Consider the following 21,490-nt stretch of genomic DNA (forward strand, 5'->3'; position numbering starts at 1 on the left):
TCCCGTCTGCCGTTCCCGCCCGCCGTCAGCGGGTCTGCATGTCGACGATCCGCCACTGGTCCCCCTCCTTCTGGGCGGTCACCACGAGTTGGGCCGCGGCGGCGGTCGCCTTGCCCTTGTCCCGGCGGGACACCTGGTCGAGGAAGACCAGCAACGTGGCGCTGCCGCCGTGGAGTTCGACCACGGCGACGCGTACGGCCTGGGTGCTCAGGGTCACCCGCTGCTTGGCGACGTCCGCGCGGATCCGGCCGACCAGTTCGGTGTACTGGCGTGCCGCCTTCCCGGTCAGGACGGACCTGGCCGAGCGCTCGGTGGCGTCGAGGCCGTCCGGTGAGTACGAGAAGACGCGGGCGAGGTCGTTGCCGATGTCACCGGCGACCCGGGTGGTGGCCTCGTTGTCGGTCAGCGCGGTGTTCCGGGCGGAGGGTGCCGAGCGCAGGTGGTGGGCGCCGTAGAAGAAGGCACCGCCGGCCAGGACGAGCACGAGCGCGAGCGCGGCGAGCGCGGAGCGGCGCAGCAGTGCGCGGCGCGAGCGGCGGGCGGGTGCGGCAGGCGCCTCGGCCGTGTCGTCGGTGTCGGCCGGGTCGTCTGTGTCGGCCGCGTTCTCGGCGTCCTCCGCCTCGTCGGCCGTCTCCGGTGCGTCGGGCGCCCCGCTCTCGTCCCGTGGCTCGGGTGCCGCCGCTTCGTCCGCCGGGTCCGCCGGGTTCGCTGTGTCCGCCGTGTCTTCCGTGATTGCCGTGTCCGCTCCGGCGGAATGCCCGCGCCTCGTGCGCAGCAGCCTGCTCATCGGCCGTCACCGTCCTCCGCCGTCCGGGCGAGCGGTACCGCGTCCAGTGCCTTGACCTTCCACTCGTCCTCGCCCGTGCGGGCCAGCACCGCTTCCAGCCGTTTGCGGTCCGTGGTCGGGGTCTTCGACCCGGCGGGGGTGACGTCCACGCGGACGGTCGCGATGAGCTTCGCGGTACCGGCCCGGGTGTCGAGCGCGGTGACGGCGGCCTCGGTGACCGTGCCGCGCGCCGAGGCACCCGTCTTCGCCTCGGTGCGGCCCAGTTCCTCCTGGAGCGGCCCGGTCGAGGCGGCCCGCCAGGCACTGACGCCCGCCTGCGCCGTCTGCCGCGTGGACGCGTCGAAGGTGGTGAGGACGGCGATGTTCCGGCGTCCGTCGGCGAGCACCGCGTCACGGGCCCGGCCGTAGGCGAGCGAGTCGTCGCCGCGGGCCTGGGCGTACGTCCACGCGCCCGCGCCGCAGAACGCCACCGCCAGGGCGAGAGCGGCGCCCGCCAGGACGCGCGCCCGCCTCACCGGTCCCCCTCGCCGGCCGGGGCGAGCAGGTCCGCGAGGCCGGCCGGGGCGCCGCCGCCGACGCCCGGCAGGGCGAGCGCGCCCGGCAGCGGTGCGGCGGATCCCGGGCCCGCCGTGCCGGTGCCCGTGGCGGCCGTGCCGCTGCCCGAGGGCAGGGAGGCGGGCTTGGCCGGGTCGGGCACCGCGCCGCTCCCGGGGGCGTGGGCCGAGCCGCGTACGCCGATGCCGCTGGAGGCGGGCGCGGTGCAGGAGGCGCCGGTGTTGAGCGGGGGCGCGGTGCCGAGGTCGAGGCCGTTGCGGTAGCGGGTGGCGCCGTAACCGGCGGTGCAGGGCAGGGGTTTGAAGAAGGTGACGGCCATGCCGAGGTTGACCTTTCCGCCGTCGACCGCGGTGGCGCCCGCGGCGACGGCCGCCGGGTACTTCACGAGCAGCTCCTCGATGCCGTGCTGCCGGGTGACGGCGACCTCGGAGGTGGTGAGCAGGTTGGCGAGGACCACACCCAGGCTGGGGTCGAGGTCGCGCAGGACGCCGCTGATCTGGGTGGCGGCGTCGGGCGCGACGGTCAGCAGCCGGCGCAGGTCGGCGTCGGATCCCTTGAGGGTGGCCGCCAGTCGGGTGGCGCCGGTGGCGAAGTCGCGTACGGCGCGGCCCTCTTCGGCCTGGGTGCGCAGCACGGTCTCGCCGTCGTCGATCAGCCGGGTGGTGGAGGGCAGCGCCCGGTCGGCCGCCCGGACGAACTCGCTGCCGTTGTCCAGGAGCACCTGGAGGTCGTCGCCGTGGCCCTCGAAGGCCTTGCCGAACTCGTCGACGACGGTGCGCAGATCGTCCAGCGGCACCGACTTGGTGAGGTCGTCGACGCTGCTCAGGACGTCGGTGACGGGTGCGGGCACCTCGGTGTCCGACTGCTCGATCCGGGCTCCGTCGCTGAGGTAGGGGCCGTCGTCGCTGCGCGGGCGCAGGTCGATGTACTGCTCGCCGACGGCGGAGAGCCCGGCGACGACGGCCCGGGTGTCGGCGGGGATGTGCGGCGCCGACTTCTTCAGGCGCAGTTCCGCCGTGACACCGTCCGCGGTGAGGTCGATGGGCCCGACCCGGCCGACGGACACGCCGCGGTAGGTGACGTCGGAGTGGGTGAAGAGTCCGCCGGTGCGCGGGAGTTGCACATCGACGGTGTAGTAGTCGGCGACGCCGACATAGCGGCCGAGGTCGGCGTAGCGGATACCGACGAAGCCGAGGACGAGGACGGCGATGACCAGGAAGGCGAGGTTCTTCAGCCGTACGGCGAGGGTGATCACCGGTGGGTGCCTCCGTCCTTCGCGGGGGTGGGGACGGAGGGCAGGGGCAGCGGCACGGACGGGACGGACTTCGGCGCCGGGTCGCGGCCGAGGCCGCGGCGGGCCGTCCCGGGCGCGGAGGCCGTGCCGGTGGGTGCGGGCGAGGCGGTGGATCCCGGTACCAGCGGCGGGATGATCTGGGTGCCCGGTACGGCGGCCATGTTCAGGTACACGTTGAGGTAGTCGCCCTTGATGCCGGTCATCACCTCGTCGGTGAACGGGTAGGTGAGCAGCACCTGGAGCGAGTCGGGCAGGTCGGCGCCCGCGTCGGCGAGGGCCTTCAGGGTGGGCGCGAGGGCCTTCAGGTCGGCGACCATGTCGTCCTTGCTGGCGTTGACGGTGGAGACGGCGACGCCGGACAGCGTGTCGAGGGAGCGGAGCATGGTCAGCAGGGCGCCGCGCTGCTCGTCCAGGGTCTTCAGGCCGGGTGAGAGGCCGGTGAGGACGGTCTGTACGTCGGTCTTGCGGTGGGCGAGGGTGGCGGCGAGCCGGTTGACGCTGTCGAGGGCGTCGGTGATGTCGTCGCGGTGCTGGTCGAGGTCGGTGACGAGGGTGTTGACGCGCTGGAGCATGGAGCGGACCTGGGGTTCGCGGCCGCCCAGGGCGGTGTTCAGTTCCTGGGTGATGGTCTTGAGCTGGTTGACGCCGCCGCCGTTGAGCAGCAGGGACAGCGCGCCGAAGACCTCTTCGACCTCGGTGTTGCGGCCGGTGCGGGAGACGGGGATGACGCTGCCGTCGGTGAGGTGCGTGGTGCTGGTGTCCTTGGCGGGGGCGACGAGCTGGACGTACTTCTCGCCGAGCAGGCTGGACTGCTCCAGGCGGGCACCGGCGTCGGAGGGCAGCCGCACATCGCCGTTGATCTTCATGGTGACGCGGGCCTTCCAGCCGTCGAGGCTGATGGCGGTGACCCGGCCGACGGCGACGTCGTCCACCTTGACCGCGGCCTGCGGGACGAGGCTGAGGACGTCGTCGAGTTCGGCGGTGACGGTGTAGGGGTGGGAGCCGAGGTCGGCGCCGCCGGGCAGCGGCAGGTCCTCGATGCCGTCGAAGCGGGGCGCGTCGACGGAGAACGCGCCGAAGGCCAGGGTGAAGCCGAGGGCCAGGGCGACGAGTCCGCCCGCCGTGACGCCCAGGGCCGCGCCGCCGGTGCGGATGGAGCGCTTCATCGGTCCCCCTTCCCCGTGGCGCCGTCCGTGGCCGCGGCGCCGCCGGTGGCGGGCAGCGGCAGCAGCGGGCCGCCCATGCTGATCTCGTTGAGGTTGGCCCGGCCGTCGAGGCTGCGGTGGTCGGGGTCGTAGGCGCCCACGACGTTGCTCGCGGCCAGCGGCGCGACGTCCAGGGCCTCGGCGAGCGAGGCCCGCTGTCGTACCAGGGTCTGGGTGAGGGGCACCAGCTTGTCGACGTTCTTCTTCAGTTCGCCCCGGTTGTCCTGGATGAACTGCTTGACCTGTCCGAGGCCCTTGCCGAGTTCGGCGAGCGCCCCGGCGAGGTCGTTCTTGTTGTCGGCGAAGAAGCTGACGACGGTGTCCAGGCGCTCCTGGGCGGTGCGGACGTCGGCATCCTTGTCCTTGAGCATGGTGGTGAAGGTCTGGAGCCTGCCGAGGCTGGCGAACAGGTCGTCGCTGGAGCCGTTGAGCGTCTTGGCGGCCTTGCCGAACTGCTCGATGCTGTCGCCGATGGCCTTGCCGTTGCCGTTCAGGTTGGCCGCGCCGGTCTTCAGCAGGTCGGACAGGGCGCCGGTGGAGTTGGCGCCGTCGGGGCCGAGTGCCTTGCTGAGGTCGGTGAGGGAGGCGTAGAGCTGGTCGATCTCGACGGGGGTGCGGTTGCCGGAGGCGGGCAGCACGGCGCCGTCGGCGAGGGCGGGCCCGGACCGGTAGGCGGGGGTGAGCTGCACGAACCGGTCGGCGACGACGCTGGGCGCCACGATCACGGCGTGCGCGCCGCGGGGGACCTGGATGCCGTCGTCGAGTTCGAGTTCGACCCGCACCTGGGTGCCCTGCGGCCGCACGGACTTCACCGCGCCGGCCCGCACCCCGAGGATGCGCAGGTCGGAGCCGGCGTAGATGCCGACCGCGCGGTCGAAGTAGGCGGTGACGCGGGTGCCGCCGGAGTCCAGGACGCGGGCGACGGCGAGGCCGGCCGCGACGACCACCAGGGCGACGGCCGCGGCGAGGAGTCTGCTGCGCTTGCTGTTCACTGACCGCTCCCCCGGTTCTGCGCGGACTGCTCGGGCGGCATGCATCCGGTGGCGGGCTGGGACCCGGCGGGCAGGTAGTCGCGCGGGACGACTCCGCACAGATAGCTGTCGAACCAGCGTCCGTTGCCGAGGGTGTTGCCGACGAGCCGGTAGTACGGGCCGACCAGGGCGAGGGTCTTGTCGAGCTGGGTGTTGTTCGCGGCCAGTACGTCGGTGACGCGGCCGAGTGCCTTGAGGGTGGGCCCGAGCTGCTTGTCGTTGTCCTGGACGAGGCCGCTGAGCTGGGTGGCGAGCGCCCTGCTGCCGGTGAGCAGGGCGCGGATGGCGTCGCGGCGGTCCTGGAGCTCGCCGAGCAGGGAGCCGCCGTCCTCGATGAGCGTCTCGAAGCTGGACTTCTTGTTCTTCAGGGTCTGGGTGAAGCGGGCGCTGCCCTTGAGGAGCTGGGAGAGTTCGGCGTCGCGCTTGGAGACCGACTTGGACAGGGCGGACAGGCCGGTGGCGGCGTTGCGCACGGCGGGCGGCGAGTCCTTGAAGGTCTGCGAGATGGTCTCGAAGCTCTTGGCGAGCTGCTGGGTGTCGATCTCGTCGACGGTGGAGCTGAGGTCCTGGAACGCCTGGGTGACGTCGTAGGGCGAGGTGGTGCGGGAGAGCGGGATGCGGTCGCCGGGGTCCTGGCGGCCGGCGCCCAGCGGGTCGAGCGCCAGGTACTTGTCGCCGAGCAGGGTCTTGATGGCGATGGCGGCGGTGGTGCGGTCGCCGATCCAGGCGTTCTTGGTCTCGAAGGTGACCTTCACCCTGCCGCGGTCCAGGGCGACCCCGGTGACCTTGCCGACCTTGACACCGGCGATGCGCACCTCGTCGCCCTTGTCGAGTCCGGCGGCCTCGCTGAAGTCGGCGCTGTAGGTGGTGCCGCCGCCGATCAGGGGCAGCCGGTCGGCGTTGTAGGCGAAGACGGTGAGCAGGGCCAGCAGGAGCAGTCCGACCAGGGCGACGGCGATCGGGTTGCGCTCCTTGACCGGCTTGAACAGGGGCCGGCGGGCGCGGCGCGGTGCGGCGTCCCGCTCGACGGGGGGACGGTGCAGGAGGGTCATGCGCCGCACCTCGGTTCCGTGACGGCGATGCCGGTGGGCGGCTTCGAGCCGTCGGAGGTGCTGACTCCGCTCACGCGCGCCTCGCAGAGGTAGAGGTTGAACCAGGATCCGTAGGAGGACAGCCGGGCCAGGGCGGTCATCTTGGCGGGGCTCTTGGCCAGGAAGTCCTGGATCTGCCCGGTGGCGTCGCCCAGGGTGCCGGAGAGCCGGCCCAGTTCGCGGATGTCCTGCTTGAGGGGGGCGCGTCCGTCCTGGAGGAGTCCGGCGGTGACGGTGGTCAGATCGCCCATGGCGGCGACGGCCCGGCCCAGCGGCTTGCGGTCGTCGTTGAAGCCGCTGACGAGCCGGCGGAGGGTGTCGACGAGGGTGTCGAAGCCTGCCTCGCGTTCGTTGAGGGTGGTCAGCACGGTGTTGAGGTTCTTCACCACGGCGCCGATGACCTGGTCCTTGGCGGCGACGGTGGTGCTGAGCGAGCCGATGTGCCGGATCAGGCTGTCGACGGTGCCGCCCTCACCCTGGAGGACCTGCACGATCGAACCCGCGAGTTCGTTGACGTCCTTCGGGGAGAGCCCTTCGAACAGCGGCTTGAAGCCGTTGAAGAGCAGCGTCAGATCGAGGGCGGGCGCGGTGTGGTCGAGGGCGATGGTGTCGCCGGCCCCGAGGGTGCCGCCGAGGTCGCCGCTGCCCTGGTCGAGGGCGATGTAGCGCTGGCCGACCATGTTGAGGTACTTCACGGCGGCCGTCGTGGAGCGGGGCAGGGTACGGTCGTCGCGGACGCTGAAGGTGATCTGGGCGGTGCGCCGGTTCACCACGCGGATGTCGGTGACCTCGCCGACCTTCACCCCGGAGACACGCACGCTGTCGCCGTCGACGAGTCCGGTGACGTCGGTGAACAGTGCCTTGTAGGAGCGGGTGCCGTCGCCGACGCCCCGGTTGGCGACGCTCAGTCCGAGGACGGTGGTGGCCAGCGCGGTGACCAGGACGAAGACGAGGGACTTCAGCACGGGGCCGGTCAGCGGGCGGCGCCGGGTGTGCGCGCTGCGCGGGGACGTCATTTCAGGGTCACCTCCGCGCCGCGCAGGGCGGGACCGGCGAGCAGGCTGCTCCAGTCCGGCAGGTCGGCGGACGGCTTGCCGGTGGCCGGGGCGAGGAGCTCGTTGACGAGGTCGTTCTCCTGCGGGGAGTTGGCGGGTCCGAGGTCCTGCCGGGCGGTGGCCGCGACCTGTGCGGCGGGCCGCGCGGGGACGCCGAGGTAGGGCACCGGGTAGCAGTGCGGGCCGCCGGAGGCGTCGTAGGAGGGGGTGTCGCGGCCGGGCACGTAGGCGCCGCGCGAGGGGACGGTGGTGACGTCGACGTGCAGGCCGGGCCGGTCGGTGCCCTTCCCGAGGGCCTTGTCCATCCGGGGCACGAAGTCGGCGAGGGTGCGCAGGGTGCACGGGAAGGACGAGGAGTACGCGGAGAGCAGCCGCAGGGTCGGCTTCGAGGTGGCGCTGAGCCGGATGATGTTGTCCTTGTTCTGCCGCAGGAAGGAGGTCAGGTCCTCGGCGGTGCGGGTGGTGGCGCCGAGGGTGCCGGCCAGGTCGGCGTCCTTCTCGGCCAGGGTGCCGGTGGTGGTGGTGAAGTCGGTGAGCGCGGTGACGATGTCCGGGGCGGCGTCGGCGTAGACCTGGCTGACCTTGACGAGTTCCTTCAGGTCGCGGTTGAGGGCGGGCAGTTCCGGGTTGAACTTCTTGAGGTGCGCGTCGAGTTGCGTGAGCGTGTCGCCGAGTTTCGCGCCCCGGCCCTGGAGCGCCTGGGAGACGGCGGACAGGGTGGCGGAGAGTTTCTGCGGCTGGACGGCGGTCAGCATGGGCAGCACGTTGTCCAGCACCTGCTGGAGTTCGACGGCGTTCGCGGAGCGGTCCTGCGGGATGGTCGCTCCGGCGGTCAGCGGGGTGGAGGAGGGGTGCGCGGGCGGGACCAGGGCGACGAACCGGGCGCCGAACAGGGTGGTCGGCAGCATCTGCGCGCTCACGTCGGAGGGGATGTCGCCGAGGGCGCCCGGTCGCAGCGCGAGGGTGAGCCGGGCACCGTGGTCGGTGGGTTCGATGGAGCGGACCTCGCCGACGACGACGCCGCGCAGTTTCACCTCGGCGCCCAGGTGCATCTCGTTGCCGACGCTGCCGGTCTCCACGACGACCGGGTCGGAGTCGGTGAACTGCTTGTCGTAGACGGCGACGGCGAGCCAGATCAGCAGGGCGGGCACCACCAGGAACACCACCCCGGCCAGCCTTCGGCTCAGCGTCTCGGTGCTGGGTCTGCTCATCTCACCCCGCCACCTTCACGGTCGTCGTGGCGCCCCACAGGGCCAGCGAGAGGAAGAAGTCGGTGACGCCGATCAGCACGATGGCGTTGCGCACCGAGCGGCCCACGGCGACGCCGACACCGGCGGGGCCGCCGGTGGCGCGGTAGCCGTAGTAGCAGTGGGCGACGATCACCATCACGCTGAAGATGAGCACCTTCAGCACGGACAGCAGGACGTCCGTGGGCGACAGGAACAGCCCGAAGTAGTGGTCGTAGGTGCCCCGGGACTGGCCCTTGAACAGGACGGTGACGTAGCGGGACGCCAGGTAGGAGGAGAGCAGCCCGATCGCGTAGAGCGGGATGATCGCGACGACCCCGGCGATGATGCGGGTGGTGACCAGGTAGGGCAGGGAGCGGATGCCCATGCCTTCGAGGGCGTCGACCTCCTCGTTGATGCGCATGGCGCCGAGCTGGGCGGTGAAGCCGGCGCCGACCGTCGCGGACAGGGCGAGCCCGGCGACGAGGGGGGCGATCTCGCGGGTGTTGAAGTACGCGGAGACGAACCCGGTGAACGCGGCGGTGCCGATCTGGTCCAGGGCGGCGTAGCCCTGGAGGCCGACGACGGTCCCGGTGAACAGGGTCATCGCGATCATCACGCCGATGGTGCCGCCGATGACGCCGAGGCCGCCGGTGCCGAAGACGACCTCGGCGAGCAGCCGCTGCACCTCCTTGAGGTAGCGGCGCAGGGTGCGCGGGATCCACAGCAGGGAGCGCAGATAGAACAGGAGCTGGTCGCCGGAGCGGTCGAGCCAGACGAGCGGGGAGGCCACGGCCTCAGCCTCCCTTCGGCGGGACGATCTGGAGGTAGACGCCCGTCATCACCATGTTGACGAAGAAGAGCAGGAGGAAGGTGATGACGACGGACTGGTTGACGGCGTCGCCCACGCCCTTGGGGCCGCCGCGCGGGTTGAGTCCGCGGTAGGCGGCGACGATGCCGGCGATGAACCCGAAGACGAGCGCCTTGAGTTCGCTGACATACAGGTCGGGGAGTTGGGCGAGCGAGGAGAAGCTGGACAGGTAGGCGCCGGGGGTGCCGTCCTGGAGGTACACGTTGAAGAAGTAGCCGCCGAGGATGCCGACCACGGAGACCAGTCCGTTGAGCAGGACGGCCACGCCCATGGCGGCCAGCACGCGCGGGACGACCAGGCGCTGCACCGGGGAGACGCCCATGACCTCCATGGCGTCCAGCTCCTCGCGGATGGTGCGCGAGCCGAGGTCGGCGCAGATCGCGGAGCCGCCGGCGCCGGAGATCAGCAGCGCCACGATGAGCGGGCTGGCCTGCTGCACCACGGCGAGCACGCTGGCGCCGCCGGTGAAGGACTGCGCGCCGAGCTGCTGGGTGAGCGAGCCGACCTGGAGCGCGATCACCGCGCCGAACGGGATGGACACGAGCGCGGCGGGCAGGATGGTGACGCTGGCCAGGAACCAGAACTGCTCGATGAACTCGCGGAACTGGAAGGGCCGTCTGAAGATGGCCCGGCCGACCTCCGCCGCGAGTGCGAAGAGCCGGCCGGTCTGCCGCAGGGCACCGGTGATCACGAGCCGCTCCCGCTGGTGGGCAGCGTGAGGCCGGCCGCGCCCGAGGCGGCGTAGGTGCGCTCGATGGCGGCGCGGGCGGCGGGCGGCAGCCGGTCGAGCATGCCCAGGACCCGTTCGCGGCGCCGCATGACGGCGCGGCGCGGCGGCATTCCGGGGGACGGTTCGAGCTGCGGGACGATCTCGCGCGGTCCGGCCGGTTCCGGCAGGGCGGCGGCCTCGGCGGCGAGGGTGGCGGCGTCCTTCTCCTCGGACATGCCGATGGGCCCCTCGCGCCGGGCGGCGAGGAACTGGGCGACCACGGGTTCGTCGCTGGTGAGCAGCACCTCGCGGGGCCCGAAGGTGACCAGTTCGCGCCGGAAGAGCATGCCCATGTTGTCCGGGACGGTGGCGGCGATGTCCAGGTTGTGGGTGACGATCAGCATCGTCGCGTCGATCTGGGCGTTCAGGTCGATCAGCAGTTGCGAGATGTAGGCGGTGCGCACCGGGTCGAGGCCGGAGTCCGGTTCGTCGCACAGGATGATCTGCGGGTCCAGGACGAGCGCGCGGGCCAGTCCGGCACGTTTGCGCATGCCGCCGCTGATCTCGCCGGGCAGCTTGCCCTCCGCGCCGAGCAGGCCGACGACCTCGATCCGCTCCATGACGACGCGGCGGATCTCGGACTCCTTCTTGCGGGTGTGCTCGCGCAGCGGAAAGGCGATGTTGTCGAAGAGGGACATGGAGCCGAAGAGGGCGCCGTCCTGGAACATGAGGCCGAAGAGTTTCCGGGTCTCGAAGATGTCGCGTTCCGGTCCGTTGACCATGTCGACCCCATTGATGAGGACACGGCCGTGCTCCGGCTTGAGGAGCCCGATGAGCGACTTCAGGAAGACGGTCTTTCCGGTTCCGGAGGGCCCCAGCATCACACTGACTTCCCCGGCCGGAAGGGTGAGGGTCACATCCTGCCAGATGTTCTGCTTGCCGAAGGACTTGGTCAGACCCTCGACCACCACTTCGATTCCCATATCACCTCCGACAAGAGTGGGTCAGGTGTGCACCGAGGAGCGCACGTTAAGTCGGTGCACGGTTCACTGACAATAGGCGGGCACCGGGTTCCTGCCGCGCTTCCCGTCTTTGTCACCGCGCAGACAAAAAGCGGCCCGGCACTTGTCTCCGACAGACAGGGCAGGGCCGCGCGCCTCCGGGGGGACTGGATCCGCGGGCCCTGCCTGCGGACGACCGGACCCGAAGGAGGGCAAGGGCCGGAAATCGCCCGTCGTGTCTCCGGGCGGCGGTGGGCCACCGACCTGGAGATCAGCGCCGTACCCGGCACGTTACGGCCCGGTAACCTCGGCAGGCAAGAGCGGATTCTGACTTTTCGACGACATTCTCTTCGGCCATCCCCGGCCTGTCAGACCATCTATAAAAAGAGGCCCCCGATTTATCACCCTGCTGCGTGTCGGACGCCCTGGAAGGCGCTCGGCGCGGCACATTCCGGACTTCTCGCCCGCACTCGCGGGGCGGACCGGGGACGAATCGGCCTTAGCAGCGGATGACTAAGGCCGCGCGCCGACTGCTCACCCACTGGACAGATGATTGCCCTTTTCAAAGAATCATGGTCGGCGGCATTGTTCGGCCAAGTTTCCCGCAAGTAACGTCGGTGCTCGCGATCGAGGTTTCCGATCCCCCGGACCGCACGACTCCCGCTCCATCCGTTCCGCGGCGGTCCGTCTCTGCCGGTCAATCCACGAGGAGAGTCCCAGAGCCATGAAGAAGTCCATCAGAAGGATCGCCGTCGTGGCGGGCGCGGGCGCGGCAGCGTTCGGCATCGCCGTCGCCCCCGCCTCCGCCAACGCGTCCACCGTCTGGACCGTCAGCCCGTCGCCGTCCAACTTCACGGCGACCAACAGCGGGAACATCGTGCTCACCGCCAACATCCCGATGACGTGTACGACGTCGGGCGCGTCGGGCACCATGGCGAGCGCCACCGGCAACCCCGCGTCGGTCGCCGACATCACCGCCATCAACTTCGGCACCACGGCGTCCCCGTGCACCAGCATCCTGGGCGCCGTCACGGCCACCCCGATCGGGACCTGGCACGTCGTCGCGCAGGACTACAACGCCTCGACCGGTGTCACCTCGGGCTACGTCGGCAGCGTCCAGGCGAACGTGGTCGCGGGTGCCTGCCACTTCACCGTGGCGGGCAAGGCGTCCGGCACCTACACCAACTCCACCGGCATCCTGGCGGTCAACAGCGTCTCCGGTGACCTGGCCGTCACCGCGGCCACCGGGTGCGGCACGGTCGTCACCACCGCGACCAAGCCCACCTTCAAGGGCAACTACGCCGTGAAGGTGACCGGCACCAGCACCATCCCGACGATCGTCGGCTCCAACCCGTAAGACGCCCGCCGTTCGCAACCGCCCGTCCGGGACACCCCCGGCCGGGCGGTTGCGGCCGGTTCGGCGCCCCGTCCGTGAACGACCCGAGTGGAGCAGCAGATGACAGGCCCCCGTGCAGCCGAACGGTGGACCCGGCGGGTCCGGGCCCGGGGCGCGACGACCGCCGCGTTCGTCGTGCTCGCCGCCATGGTCCCCGCCGTCGTCGCCGCGGCCGGCACCCAGCAGGTGGACACGGCACTGCCCTATGTCTGCGCCTTCCCGTCCGGGCACCGGCAGCCCGCGACGGTACGGGTCACGGCGGTCTTCCCGGACCGGGCGGCACCGCGCCGCACGATCCGGCCCACGGACGTCACCACCACGGTCGAGCTGCCGCCCGCCGCCGTGGCCGACCTGGGCGCGCCCGAGAACGCCGAGGTGCGGGCCGCGACCCGGCTGAGCGTCGGCGTCGCGCAGAACACCGCCTCGGCACAGGCGACCTGGCGCGGCACCGCGCAGCCCGCCACCGTGCCGGGGTCCGGGCCGCTCACCCTGACCGCCACCGGCGACGTGCCCTCGATGACCGCGCAGAGCGCAGGCGATCTGACGCTGACGGCCCAGGGTCTGGACATCGACCTGGCGGTGTCCCCGGCGGACGCCACGGCCACCGCCCCGCCCCCGGTCACCCTGCGGTGCACCCTGGGCGAGGACGCGCCCGGCAAGGGCCTGCTGGCCACCGTGCCGGTGGACGGCCCGACGGCGGATCCCTCCGGCGCGCCCTCCGGCTCCCCCGGCGGGCCGCCCACCGGGGCCGCCGGATCCGGCGTGCCGTCGGCGCCGTCCTCGGCCGCCGGACGCTCCGCCGCGCCGGACGGGAACCCGCAGAGCGACCGGGCCCCGAAGCTCACCGGCAACCTCTCCGGCGCCACCACCGGCGGCACCGACGCCCCGCCGTGCCGCTTCGACGCCGGGCACCCCGCGGACGAGATGTCGTTGAACGGCTACATCACCGGCTACGCCAACGTACGCAAGCAGAAGGGCGCGTCGCTGATCCCGGTGTCCTGCGCGCTGATCGAGCAGGGCCAGCCGGACTTCCAGTTCCCCGAGGACGGCGGCCCGGCGGTCATCACCCAGCACTCCGACGGTCAGCTCTACCACCAGGGGAAGCAGCAGACCCCGCCGTTCAAGGCCACCTTCCTGACCTTCGACTTCGCCCCGGCGACGGCCACCATGGTGCTGGAGGAGGCGGGTCCGCTGTCCATCGACTCGCGCGGCGAGATGGACATGACGACCTTCTACACCACGATGGACACCTACATCCGGGTCCCGCTGGTGCTCAGGGTCACCTCCCTGACCGTCAACGGCACGCCCCTGGACGTCGGTTCGTCCTGCCGGACCCGCACCTCGCTCAGCTCGGCCGACCCGGACCCGGCCAAGCACCCCGGCGACCACCTGGTGCTGCGCGGCAGGGGCGAGTACGCCCTCGGCGAGCCGGCCACCGGCTACATCCTGCTCTCGGGCGGCCCGCTGACCGGCGAGACGACGATCCCCGCGTTCACCGGCTGCGGCGCGGGCGGCGAGAACCTCGACGGTCTGCTGACGGCCTCGGTCTCCGGGCCGGGCAACTACATCAAACAGATCCAGGGCCAGACGTGCGGCCAGGCCAATCCGGTCGAGGGCCAGTGCACCAAGGACCTCCAGCCGGCCCAGATCCCGGTCCCCGAGCGCTGACCCGCCCTCCGCCGCCGCTCCCCCGACACCCCCGTCTGCCTGAACTCCTCTCCTCCGCTCCTCCGCACTCGTTCCCCGTACTCCCATGGAAGGCCATGCCATGAACCGGTTGTCCCGCCGCACCAGACTCGCCGCCACGACCGTCACCGTGCTCGGCACCGCCCTCGGCTCCTTCGCGGCCATGGGCACGGCCACCGCCGCGACCACCCAGCTCAACGGCGAGTGGGGGCCGTTCACCCGCTGTCCGGTGGGCGCCTCCGCGATGCTCGCCGCCGACGGCCTGGTGCAGACCCCGCAGTGCGTGGTGTCCGCCTCGGCCGGCGGCTCCATCAAGCTGGGCAACACCACGGTGACGACGGGCCGCACCGAACTCCAGATCGGGGTGGTGCAGAACGCGGACGGCACCAGCTCGGTCGTCGCCCCGCCGGCCGGGGCGCTCATCGCCGACTCCGCGACCGTGCCCGGCGGTCTGCTCGGCCTGATGTGCCCGAGCAACATCCCCGCCGTCACGGCCATCTGCAACCAGATCGCCGACAGCAGCCTCAACAAGATCACGGCCACCGTGGAGTCCGTGGGCGCGCCCCACGACTTCAACCAGACCGCGGGCATCCTCACCGACGAGCCGATCGTCGCCATCCCGGTCCGCATCCACCTCCAGAACCCGTTCCTGGGGTCCAACTGCTACATCGGCACCAAGTCCAGCCCGATCGTGCTGCGCCCGCACAACGTGAACCTGCCCGACTTCGGCATGACGTTCTTCAAGGGCGACGGCACCCTCGCCGACGACGGCGACATGAGCCGGATCAACCTCACCGGCGCCACCCAGAACGACAGCACCTTCGCGGTGCCCGGCGCCAGCGGCTGCGGCCTCGGCCTGCTCGGGCTGATCGACGCGGCCGTCAACCTCAAGACCGGGCTGCCCTCGGCCGCCGGGAAGAACAGCGTCACCCTGAACAACGCCCAGACCTACCTGGCCGGTCTGAACGCACCCGGTGCCGCCGCCCCCGACGCGGGCAAGATCCTCTCGCAGAACTGGAACTCCGCCGTCAAGTAATGGCCGTACGGCGGCGATTATCAGCCGTCCCGGCCGGCCGTGCCCGTGCCTCGGCACCAATGTGTGTCCAACCTGTGTACGGATCAAGGAAGTTGATTTAGCTTCACCTTTCACACAGGTCTGCACCTGACCGGCCGCCTGTCACGCTCCGCGACGGCGGGTGACAGGCGGCCGGTCCCCCACCGGGCGCGTCGGAAGAGCAAGGGACGACCAACTCATGCCTTCACCCGTACGGACACCGGAGGTCGGTGAACCGCTCGACCCCCTGCCCAAGGAGTTCGCGGCCTTCATGCGCCCGGAATTACCCGGACTCATGAAGGAGATACGCATCGAGGTCACCCGCGCCTACCCGGTCTACGGCCGGCTGCTCAACGGCCCCAACGCGGACGCCATCCGCCAGGGCGTCGAACAGGCCCTGTCCGCGTTCGTGGACCGGGTCGCCGAGCCCGGCAAGAACTCCGCCCTGCGCGACCAGCTGCTGCGCAAGTTCGGGCGCGTCGAGGCGTACGAGGGACGCGAACTGGACACGCTCCAGGGGGCGTACCGGCTCGGCGCCCGGATCGCGCTGCGCCGGGCCAAGGCCGTGGGCCGCCAGTACAACCTGTCGCCCACGGTCATCCTGGCCTTCGCCGACGCCCTGTTCGCCTACGTGGAGGAGCTGGAGGCGGTCTCCCGCGAGGGCTACGTCGAGGTGCAGTCGCGGGCCTCCTCCGAGGTCTCCGCGCTGCGCAGACAGCTGCTGCACCTGATCCTGGCCGCTCCGCCGCTGCCCCAGTCGACCGTGTCCGGGCTGTGCGAGGCCGCCGCCTGGACGCTGCCCTCCCATGTCACCCTGGTCGCCCTGCGCTCCCCCGCGCCCGACCATGTGGAGGCGGGCCTCGCCGGGGACGTCCTGGCCGATCTGGACATCCCCCAGCCGCATCTGCTCGTCCCGGGCGAACTGACCCCCGAGCGCCTGGCGATGCTCGACTCGGCGCTCGGCGGCACACACGCCGTGGCGGGCCTGACCGTGCCGCTCACCCAGGCCGCCGACTCCATCCGCTGGGCGCGGCGGGTGCTCCAGCTGATCGACGAGGGCGTCGTCGCCGACGCTCCGCTGGTCCGCTGCGAGGACCATCTGGTGACCCTGTGGCTGCTGTCCGACCCGCCGCTCGTCTCCCACCTGGCGGCCAGGGAGCTCGCCCCGCTGGACGGGCTGCCCGCCAGCCGCCGCGACCGGCTCGTGGAGACGCTGCGCGTACACGTCTCCACCCGGGCGCCCGCGGAACAGGTCGGCGAGATCCTCGGCGTGCACGCCCAGACCGTCCGCTACCGGCTGCGGAACCTGGACGCCCGCCTCGGCGACCGCCTGGCCGACCCCGGCCACCGCTTCGCCCTGGAGGCCGCCCTGCGCTCACTGCACCTGCGCGAGGGCGCCAAGGAGTGACGCGGGCGCGGCCGCCCGTACGGCACGGGCGGCCGCGCGCGGTGGGGGCGGTGGGGCGCGGGCGCCCGTGGGCCGTGTCGTACGCCGGGGCCGACTGGGCGGGGACTCACACGCCGTGACGCGCAGCGGGCTCGGCGGGGTGAAGTCCCACGCGCCCGCGCGCACGCGCACCCACCCAACGGGGCGCCGCGCGCCGCCGCGCACACCACGCCCGCCCAGCGGCAAGCCGCGCCCCCTGCGCGCCGGTCCGCCCGGACGGCACGACGGGTACCGCCGCACACCGGGGCCGCCGAGGCGCGGGACGTCCGTCGCCGCGCGCACCGGGGCCGGACGGGCGGAAGACCGGACGCCGTCACGCGCCGGGCCGGAAGGACCCCGCGCACCGCCGTGCGCGCCGGGCCGGGCCGGGGGAATCCCACATGCCCTCGCACACGCCAGGGCCGCCCGGCGGAGAGCCGCGCTCTCGCGCCCGCCCGCGCCCGCCCGCGCCCGCCGCAGCCCAGGACACCCCCCGTCGCGCCCCGATCCGGGACGGTCAGGCAGGAAGACGGGCCGGAGTGGGGTCCGGGCCGCGGGCGTAGCGTGCCCTGGCTGCCAGGAGGGCCGCGGCGTAGAGGGCCAGGACGGCGGTGAGCAGCAGGTAGTACTCGCTCGGCAGGGCGGTCAGGCCGAGCGGCGGGCCCAGCGGGGAGGGCGGCAGGGCCAGGCCGATGGCGGCGAGCGCGCCCGCCGCCCACACGACCGGGCCGGGTCGGCCGGCCCCGGCCGTCCGGCGGCCGACCCGCAGCAGCACCATCACCAGCGCCTGGGTGAGCAGGTTCTCGGTGAACCAGCCGGAGTGGAACACCGCCTCGTCGTCCCCGGTCCCCGGGCCGTGCAGGGTGAGCGCGAGGACGGCGAAGGTCGCCAGGTCGGCGACGGCGTTCAGCGCGCCGAAACCGGTGATGAAGCGCAGCAGGTGCCGCGGGTCCAGCACGGCGGGGCGCCGCAGGACCGCCGGATGCGGCCGGTCGTGGGCGAAGGCGAGCTGGGCCGCGTCGAAGCACAGGTTCTGGATGAGGACCTGCGCGGGGAGCATCGGCAGGAAGGGCAGCAGCAGCCCGGCCGAGAGCATCGCGAGCACATTGCCGAGGTTGGACGACAGGGTGACGCGCAGATAGGTGGCGATGTTGTCGCCCGCGTGCCGCCCGGCGGCGACGGCGTGCGCGACGGCGGTGAGGTCCTTGCGCGCGAGCACCACATCCGCGCTCTCCCGGGCCACGTCGGCGGCGTCCCGGGGCGCGATGCCGACGTCGGCGGCGCGCAGCGCGGGCAGGTCGTTGACGCCGTCGCCGAGGAAGCCCACGGTGTGTCCGGCCCGGCGCAGCGCCCGGGTGATCCGGGCCTTGTGCTCGGGGGTGCAGCGCGCGAAGACGGTCGTACGCCCGGCCGCGGCGGCGAGTTCGCCGTCGGTGAGGGCGTCGACGCGATCGGCGGTGAGCACGGCGTCCGGCTCGACGGGTATCCCGAGGTCGAGGCAGGCGCGCACGGCCGTGCCCGGATGGTCGCCGGTGAGCACCTTGACGGTGACGCCCCGGTCGGTGAGGACCCGCAGCGCGTCGGCGGCGGTGGGCGCCAGCGCGTCGCGCAGGGTGACCAGACCGCGGAAGGTGAGCCCGCGGACGTCGGCGGGCGTGTAGCCGCGCGAGCGGGCCGGGCGTTCGGCGGTGGCGACGGCCAGCACCCGCGCCCCGCGGCCGGCGTGCCGGACGGCGAGGCCGGACAGCTCCGCGCGCTCCTCGTCGTCGAGCGCGCAGCGCTCCAGGACCGCCTGGACGTCGCCCTTGACGACCAGGGTGTGGCGGCCGAGCCGTCCGGGGGTCCGGATGACGGCGGTGGCCAGGCGGTGCACGGGGGCGAAGGCGAGGGCCGCGGTGCCCTCGTACGCGGTGAGCGCGTCCTCGTCGGCCGCGTCGAGGATGGCCTCGTCGAGGGCGTCGGGTTCGGGCAGGTCGGCGAGTTGCAGCGTCCACCAGGCGTTGACGGCGGCCCAGTGCAGCACCTCGGGGTCGTCGCGGCCGTCCGGACCGAGGGCGCGGTCCAGGACCGGGCGGTCCTGGGTCAGGGTGCCGGTCTTGTCCAGGCACAGCACGTCGACGGCGCCGACGTCGTGCAGGGCGGGCAGCCGCTTGACGATCACGCCGTGCGCGCGGGCCAGCCCCGAGGCGCCTCTGGCCAGGCACAGGGTGACGAGCACCGGCAGCATCTCCGGGCTCAGCCCGACCGCCACCGCCACCGCGAACGGCAGGGTCTCCAGGCCGCGTCCGCGCAGCGCCGCGTTGGCGGCCAGCACCAGCGGCGGGGTGAGCAGCATGAAGCGGATGAGGATCCAGGAGATCCCGTGCACGGACCGGTCGAAGGCACTCGCGGCGGGCCGGGCCCCGGCGCGGTCGTGGGCGGCGGCGAAGCGGACGTGCGGGCCGGTCGCGGTGACGACCGCCGTGGCGCCGCCGGAGGCCACGCTGCTGCCCAGGAAGCAGAGCTGGGGCTGCTCCAGCACCCCGCCGCCCGGTTCCGGCGGCAGATCGTCGGCGGTCTTGGCGACGGGCGCGGACTCCCCGGTCAGCGCGGCCTGGTGCACGGTGAGGCCGCTCGATCTCAGCAGCCGTACGTCGGCGGGGACGACGTCGCCGGGCCCGAGCCGGATGATGTCGCCGGGCACCAGCTCGGCCACGGGTGTCTCGCGGGCGGCCGGTGTCCCGGCCCCGGCCCCGTCGCCGTCGTCCCCGTCCCCGCGCCGGACCACCGTGGCGGTGGTGGCGACCAGTTCGCGCAGCGCGGCGGCGGAGCGGTCGGCCCGGTGCTCGCCGGAGGCCCGCAGGGCGCAGCTGACCACGACGAGCAGCAGGATCACCGCGGCGGTGCTCCAGGCGAGGACGGCGGCGGAGACCAGTCCGAGGCAGCCGAGCACGGCGGTGAACGGATCGCGCAGGCTGCGGACGAACAGGCGCGGCCAGGACGCCTCGCGCCGGGCCGGGACGGTGTTCTCGCCCAGCAGCGCCAGCCGCTGCGCGGCCTGGGCCTCGGTCAGCCCGCGCGGGCCGCTGTCCAGCCCGCGCAGCACCTCGAGGACGGTGGGCACCGGACGCCCCGGCGCCCATCCGGGCGGGGCCGCCGTCAGGACCGGCCGCCCCGGGGCCCCGTCCTGCCGCCGGCCCGGCGCCGCGCTGGTCTCAGCCACCGGTCCCGCGCAGCGCGCGCACGGGCGCCGCGGAGGTGCGGGAGCGCGCGGTCAGCTGCCCGACCATCACCCGTACGACGGTGACGACGTCCGGGTCGTCCACGTAGTACACCTGTCTACGGCCCTCGCGGCGCGAGCGCACCAGACCGGCGAGCTTCAGCTTGGCCAGGTGCTGGCTGACCGCGGGCAGCGCGCCGCCCACCCGGTCGGCGAGATGCGTGACGTCGCTCTCGCCCTGGGACAGCGCCCACATCAGGTGCAGCCGCGCCGAGGAGGCGAGCAGCCCGAACGCGGCGGCCGCGGAGGCCAGCACCTCGGCGGGCGGGTCCTCGAAACCCCCGGCGTTCCCCGTCACAGCGCTCTCCCGTCCGCCCGTCACCGTCCGACGCGTATGCGCCCACCAGTGTAGGTGTCCGCCGGGCCGCCGCGGGCCGCCGCTCCCTGAGGGCCCGGTGCGCGGTACGGCGTGCGGGCGGTTCCAGAGTTGCGCAATCCGCGTACCGAGGTGACCGGGCAGGCTCTGTGCGGGCTTGTTCCAGGTGCCTGCCCGGAAGCGCTGTTGGCGGCAGTTCGAGCGTGCCTCTAGGCTTGCGCAATCACGCAAGCAGAACATCTGGAGCGGAACAGCGGACCGTGCGGCCACCGGGCCGGGCGGACCGCCGCGACCCGACTCGTCTGGAGGACGACAACGTGGGCGTCATCAGCTGGATCATCCTCGGCCTGCTCGCCGGGGCGATCGCCAAGATCCTGCTGCCCGGCCGCGACCCGGGCGGCCTGATCGGCACCACCCTCATCGGCATCGCGGGCGCCTTCGTCGGCGGCTGGCTCTCCGCCCGCTTCCTCGACCGGCCGGTGGAGAAGCACTTCTTCGACCTGCCCACCTGGGGTGCCGCGATAGGCGGTTCCCTGGTGCTGCTGGTCCTCTACCGGCTGCTGTTCGGCAACTCGCGGGACTGACCCGGGGGTTCACCGGGCTTCACGGGATTCACCGGGCCGGGGCGCCCGGAACGGTACGACAAGGTGGGGCGGCGCGTGACGCGCCGCCCCACCTTGTCGTGCTCAGGGCCGCCGGGGCCGAGGGCTCACGCCGGGCAGGCGCCCAGGTCCTCCCAGACGCCCCACTGACCGGTGGTGCCGGGCTTGTCGCCGGTCACCCACCACTTGGCGCGCCAGGTGTGGCCGCCGTAGGAGACGCTGTCGCCGCCGTTGTAGACGTGCGCGGCGTCCCAGGCCGGGGCGGTGCAGGTGTCACCGCCACCGGGGTTCCCGGGGTCACCGCCGCCGGGGGTGCCGCCGATGTTGACGTCGACGCAGGAGTAGAAGGCGTTGCCGGTGTCCGCGATGTTCCAGACGGCGAGGACCTTCTGCTTGCCGGTGTAGCTGCCGAAGTTCACCTGCTGGCTGACGTCGGCGGGCGGCTGCTGGCTGTGGCCGTCGAACTCGGCGATCTTCTGGCCGCCGATGAAGTACTGCCAGTTGGCCGTGGCGTGACGGGCGGTGTTGTGCCAGGTGAAGGTCGCCGAGCTGCCGACCGTGGTGACCTTCCAGCCCTTGCTGTCGTCGTCCAGCTCGGCGTACTCGGCGTGCCCGCCGCTGCAACTCTGGAGGCCCTTGGGGCCCTCGACGCTCTGCGGCTCGTACTTGATCTGACCGCAGTCGACGACACCCTCGGCGCACTGCTCCTGACGGCTGGTGGGCAGGGTGACCCAGCCGTGCGCGCTGGCCGAGGCCGCGGGAAGGCTGACGGCGAGCACCGGGGCGACCAGGGCCCCGATCGCGACAGCGACTCGTCTTTTCGTGTTCATGCCACATCACTACCTTCGATGTACGGAACCGGCGCGCCGCCGGAACCGACGCCTGCGAGGCCACGTCGATGTAGGTCTAGACCTACGAAACTTGGT

General features: G+C 72.6%; 19 protein-coding genes. 5 read left to right on the forward strand and 14 right to left on the reverse strand.

Going from position 1 to position 21,490, the window contains the following annotated elements:
• Positions 1–25: 25 nt before the first annotated feature.
• The 11 genes from B086_RS45235 to B086_RS0100705 are packed head-to-tail and all read right to left on the reverse strand — an operon-like array spanning position 26 to position 10,807.
• Complete coding sequence (locus B086_RS45235; RefSeq protein ID WP_018564487.1) at positions 26–787, reverse strand: hypothetical protein; 762 nt, start codon at positions 785–787, stop codon at positions 26–28.
• Positions 784–1,302, reverse strand: a complete 519-nt coding sequence (locus tag B086_RS0100660; protein ID WP_018564488.1) for a hypothetical protein — start codon at positions 1,300–1,302, stop codon at positions 784–786. The genes B086_RS45235 and B086_RS0100660 overlap by 4 nt, the downstream gene beginning before the upstream one ends.
• Positions 1,299–2,597 carry an MCE family protein gene (locus tag B086_RS0100665; RefSeq protein ID WP_018564489.1) on the reverse strand — a complete coding sequence of 433 codons (1,299 nt, stop codon included), beginning with the start codon at positions 2,595–2,597 and terminating at the stop codon, positions 1,299–1,301. The genes B086_RS0100660 and B086_RS0100665 overlap by 4 nt, the downstream gene beginning before the upstream one ends.
• Positions 2,594–3,802: an MCE family protein gene (locus tag B086_RS0100670; RefSeq protein WP_018564490.1), complete on the reverse strand. Its 1,209-nt coding sequence runs from the start codon at positions 3,800–3,802 to the stop codon at positions 2,594–2,596. The genes B086_RS0100665 and B086_RS0100670 overlap by 4 nt, the downstream gene beginning before the upstream one ends.
• Positions 3,799–4,833: an MCE family protein gene (locus tag B086_RS0100675; RefSeq protein WP_018564491.1), complete on the reverse strand. Its 1,035-nt coding sequence runs from the start codon at positions 4,831–4,833 to the stop codon at positions 3,799–3,801. The genes B086_RS0100670 and B086_RS0100675 overlap by 4 nt, the downstream gene beginning before the upstream one ends.
• The gene (locus B086_RS0100680) at positions 4,830–5,924 is read right to left on the reverse strand and encodes an MCE family protein (protein ID WP_037872601.1); all 1,095 of its coding nucleotides are present in this window, start codon (positions 5,922–5,924) and stop codon (positions 4,830–4,832) included. Before B086_RS0100680 ends, B086_RS0100675 begins: the two co-directional genes overlap by 4 nt.
• Complete coding sequence (locus B086_RS0100685) at positions 5,921–6,979, reverse strand: MCE family protein (protein ID WP_018564493.1); 1,059 nt, start codon at positions 6,977–6,979, stop codon at positions 5,921–5,923. Before B086_RS0100685 ends, B086_RS0100680 begins: the two co-directional genes overlap by 4 nt.
• Positions 6,976–8,229, reverse strand: coding sequence for an MCE family protein (locus tag B086_RS0100690; RefSeq protein ID WP_018564494.1), 1,254 nt, complete (start codon positions 8,227–8,229; stop codon positions 6,976–6,978). The genes B086_RS0100685 and B086_RS0100690 overlap by 4 nt, the downstream gene beginning before the upstream one ends.
• Before the next feature lies 1 nt (position 8,230).
• The gene (locus B086_RS0100695; protein WP_018564495.1) at positions 8,231–9,037 is read right to left on the reverse strand and encodes an MlaE family ABC transporter permease; all 807 of its coding nucleotides are present in this window, start codon (positions 9,035–9,037) and stop codon (positions 8,231–8,233) included.
• Positions 9,038–9,041: 4 nt separating this feature from the next.
• On the reverse strand, positions 9,042–9,806 hold the full coding sequence (locus B086_RS0100700) for an MlaE family ABC transporter permease (protein WP_018564496.1): 765 nt from the start codon (positions 9,804–9,806) through the stop codon (positions 9,042–9,044).
• Positions 9,803–10,807, reverse strand: coding sequence for an ABC transporter ATP-binding protein (locus B086_RS0100705; protein ID WP_018564497.1), 1,005 nt, complete (start codon positions 10,805–10,807; stop codon positions 9,803–9,805). The genes B086_RS0100700 and B086_RS0100705 overlap by 4 nt, the downstream gene beginning before the upstream one ends.
• Positions 10,808–11,549: 742 nt before the next feature.
• Here B086_RS0100705 and B086_RS0100710 point away from each other — a divergent pair.
• The 4 genes from B086_RS0100710 to B086_RS0100725 all read left to right on the forward strand — a co-directional run bounded on the left by B086_RS0100710 (position 11,550) and on the right by B086_RS0100725 (position 16,369).
• Positions 11,550–12,182: a hypothetical protein gene (locus B086_RS0100710; RefSeq protein ID WP_018564498.1), complete on the forward strand. Its 633-nt coding sequence runs from the start codon at positions 11,550–11,552 to the stop codon at positions 12,180–12,182.
• A 99-nt stretch (positions 12,183–12,281) separates the two neighbouring features.
• Entirely contained in the window at positions 12,282–13,889 is a 1,608-nt protein-coding gene (locus B086_RS0100715; protein ID WP_018564499.1) for a DUF6801 domain-containing protein, read from the forward strand.
• Positions 13,890–13,989: 100 nt separating this feature from the next.
• On the forward strand, positions 13,990–14,943 hold the full coding sequence (locus tag B086_RS0100720; RefSeq protein ID WP_018564500.1) for a hypothetical protein: 954 nt from the start codon (positions 13,990–13,992) through the stop codon (positions 14,941–14,943).
• 217 nt (positions 14,944–15,160) lie between these two features.
• Positions 15,161–16,369, forward strand: coding sequence for a helix-turn-helix domain-containing protein (locus B086_RS0100725; RefSeq protein ID WP_018564501.1), 1,209 nt, complete (start codon positions 15,161–15,163; stop codon positions 16,367–16,369).
• Between the two features lie 535 nt (positions 16,370–16,904).
• On the opposite strand, the gene mgtA is transcribed toward B086_RS0100725, so the two are convergent.
• Positions 16,905–19,589, reverse strand: a complete 2,685-nt coding sequence (gene mgtA / locus B086_RS0100730; protein ID WP_018564502.1) for a magnesium-translocating P-type ATPase — start codon at positions 19,587–19,589, stop codon at positions 16,905–16,907.
• Entirely contained in the window at positions 19,582–19,944 is a 363-nt protein-coding gene (locus B086_RS0100735; protein ID WP_018564503.1) for an ArsR/SmtB family transcription factor, read from the reverse strand. The genes mgtA and B086_RS0100735 overlap by 8 nt, the downstream gene beginning before the upstream one ends.
• A gap of 335 nt (positions 19,945–20,279) precedes the next feature.
• Between B086_RS0100735 and B086_RS0100740 the strand changes: the two genes are divergently transcribed.
• Complete coding sequence (locus B086_RS0100740) at positions 20,280–20,546, forward strand: GlsB/YeaQ/YmgE family stress response membrane protein (RefSeq protein WP_018564504.1); 267 nt, start codon at positions 20,280–20,282, stop codon at positions 20,544–20,546.
• A gap of 125 nt (positions 20,547–20,671) precedes the next feature.
• Here B086_RS0100740 and B086_RS0100745 read toward each other — a convergent pair whose 3' ends face one another.
• Positions 20,672–21,394 carry a lytic polysaccharide monooxygenase gene (locus B086_RS0100745; RefSeq protein ID WP_018564505.1) on the reverse strand — a complete coding sequence of 241 codons (723 nt, stop codon included), beginning with the start codon at positions 21,392–21,394 and terminating at the stop codon, positions 20,672–20,674.
• Between the last annotated feature and the right edge of the window lie 96 nt (positions 21,395–21,490).

The organism is Streptomyces sp. PsTaAH-124, assembly GCF_000373685.1.
GTDB classification, from domain to species: domain Bacteria; phylum Actinomycetota; class Actinomycetes; order Streptomycetales; family Streptomycetaceae; genus Streptomyces; species Streptomyces andamanensis.

Bases quoted from the DNA above. Each gene is read 5' to 3' on its own strand.
- B086_RS45235 (WP_018564487.1), bottom strand. From the start codon at position 787: ATGAGCAGGCTGCTGCGCACGAGGCGCGGGCATTCCGCCGGAGCGGAC.
- B086_RS0100670 (WP_018564490.1), bottom strand. From the start codon at position 3,802: ATGAAGCGCTCCATCCGCACCGGCGGCGCGGCCCTGGGCGTCACGGCG.
- B086_RS0100680 (WP_037872601.1), bottom strand. From the start codon at position 5,924: ATGACCCTCCTGCACCGTCCCCCCGTCGAGCGGGACGCCGCACCGCGC.
- B086_RS0100685 (WP_018564493.1), bottom strand. From the start codon at position 6,979: ATGACGTCCCCGCGCAGCGCGCACACCCGGCGCCGCCCGCTGACCGGC.
- B086_RS0100690 (WP_018564494.1), bottom strand. From the start codon at position 8,229: ATGAGCAGACCCAGCACCGAGACGCTGAGCCGAAGGCTGGCCGGGGTG.
- B086_RS0100705 (WP_018564497.1), bottom strand. From the start codon at position 10,807: ATGGGAATCGAAGTGGTGGTCGAGGGTCTGACCAAGTCCTTCGGCAAG.
- B086_RS0100710 (WP_018564498.1), top strand. From the start codon at position 11,550: ATGAAGAAGTCCATCAGAAGGATCGCCGTCGTGGCGGGCGCGGGCGCG.
- B086_RS0100715 (WP_018564499.1), top strand. From the start codon at position 12,282: ATGACAGGCCCCCGTGCAGCCGAACGGTGGACCCGGCGGGTCCGGGCC.
- B086_RS0100720 (WP_018564500.1), top strand. From the start codon at position 13,990: ATGAACCGGTTGTCCCGCCGCACCAGACTCGCCGCCACGACCGTCACC.
- B086_RS0100725 (WP_018564501.1), top strand. From the start codon at position 15,161: ATGCCTTCACCCGTACGGACACCGGAGGTCGGTGAACCGCTCGACCCC.
- B086_RS0100745 (WP_018564505.1), bottom strand. From the start codon at position 21,394: ATGAACACGAAAAGACGAGTCGCTGTCGCGATCGGGGCCCTGGTCGCC.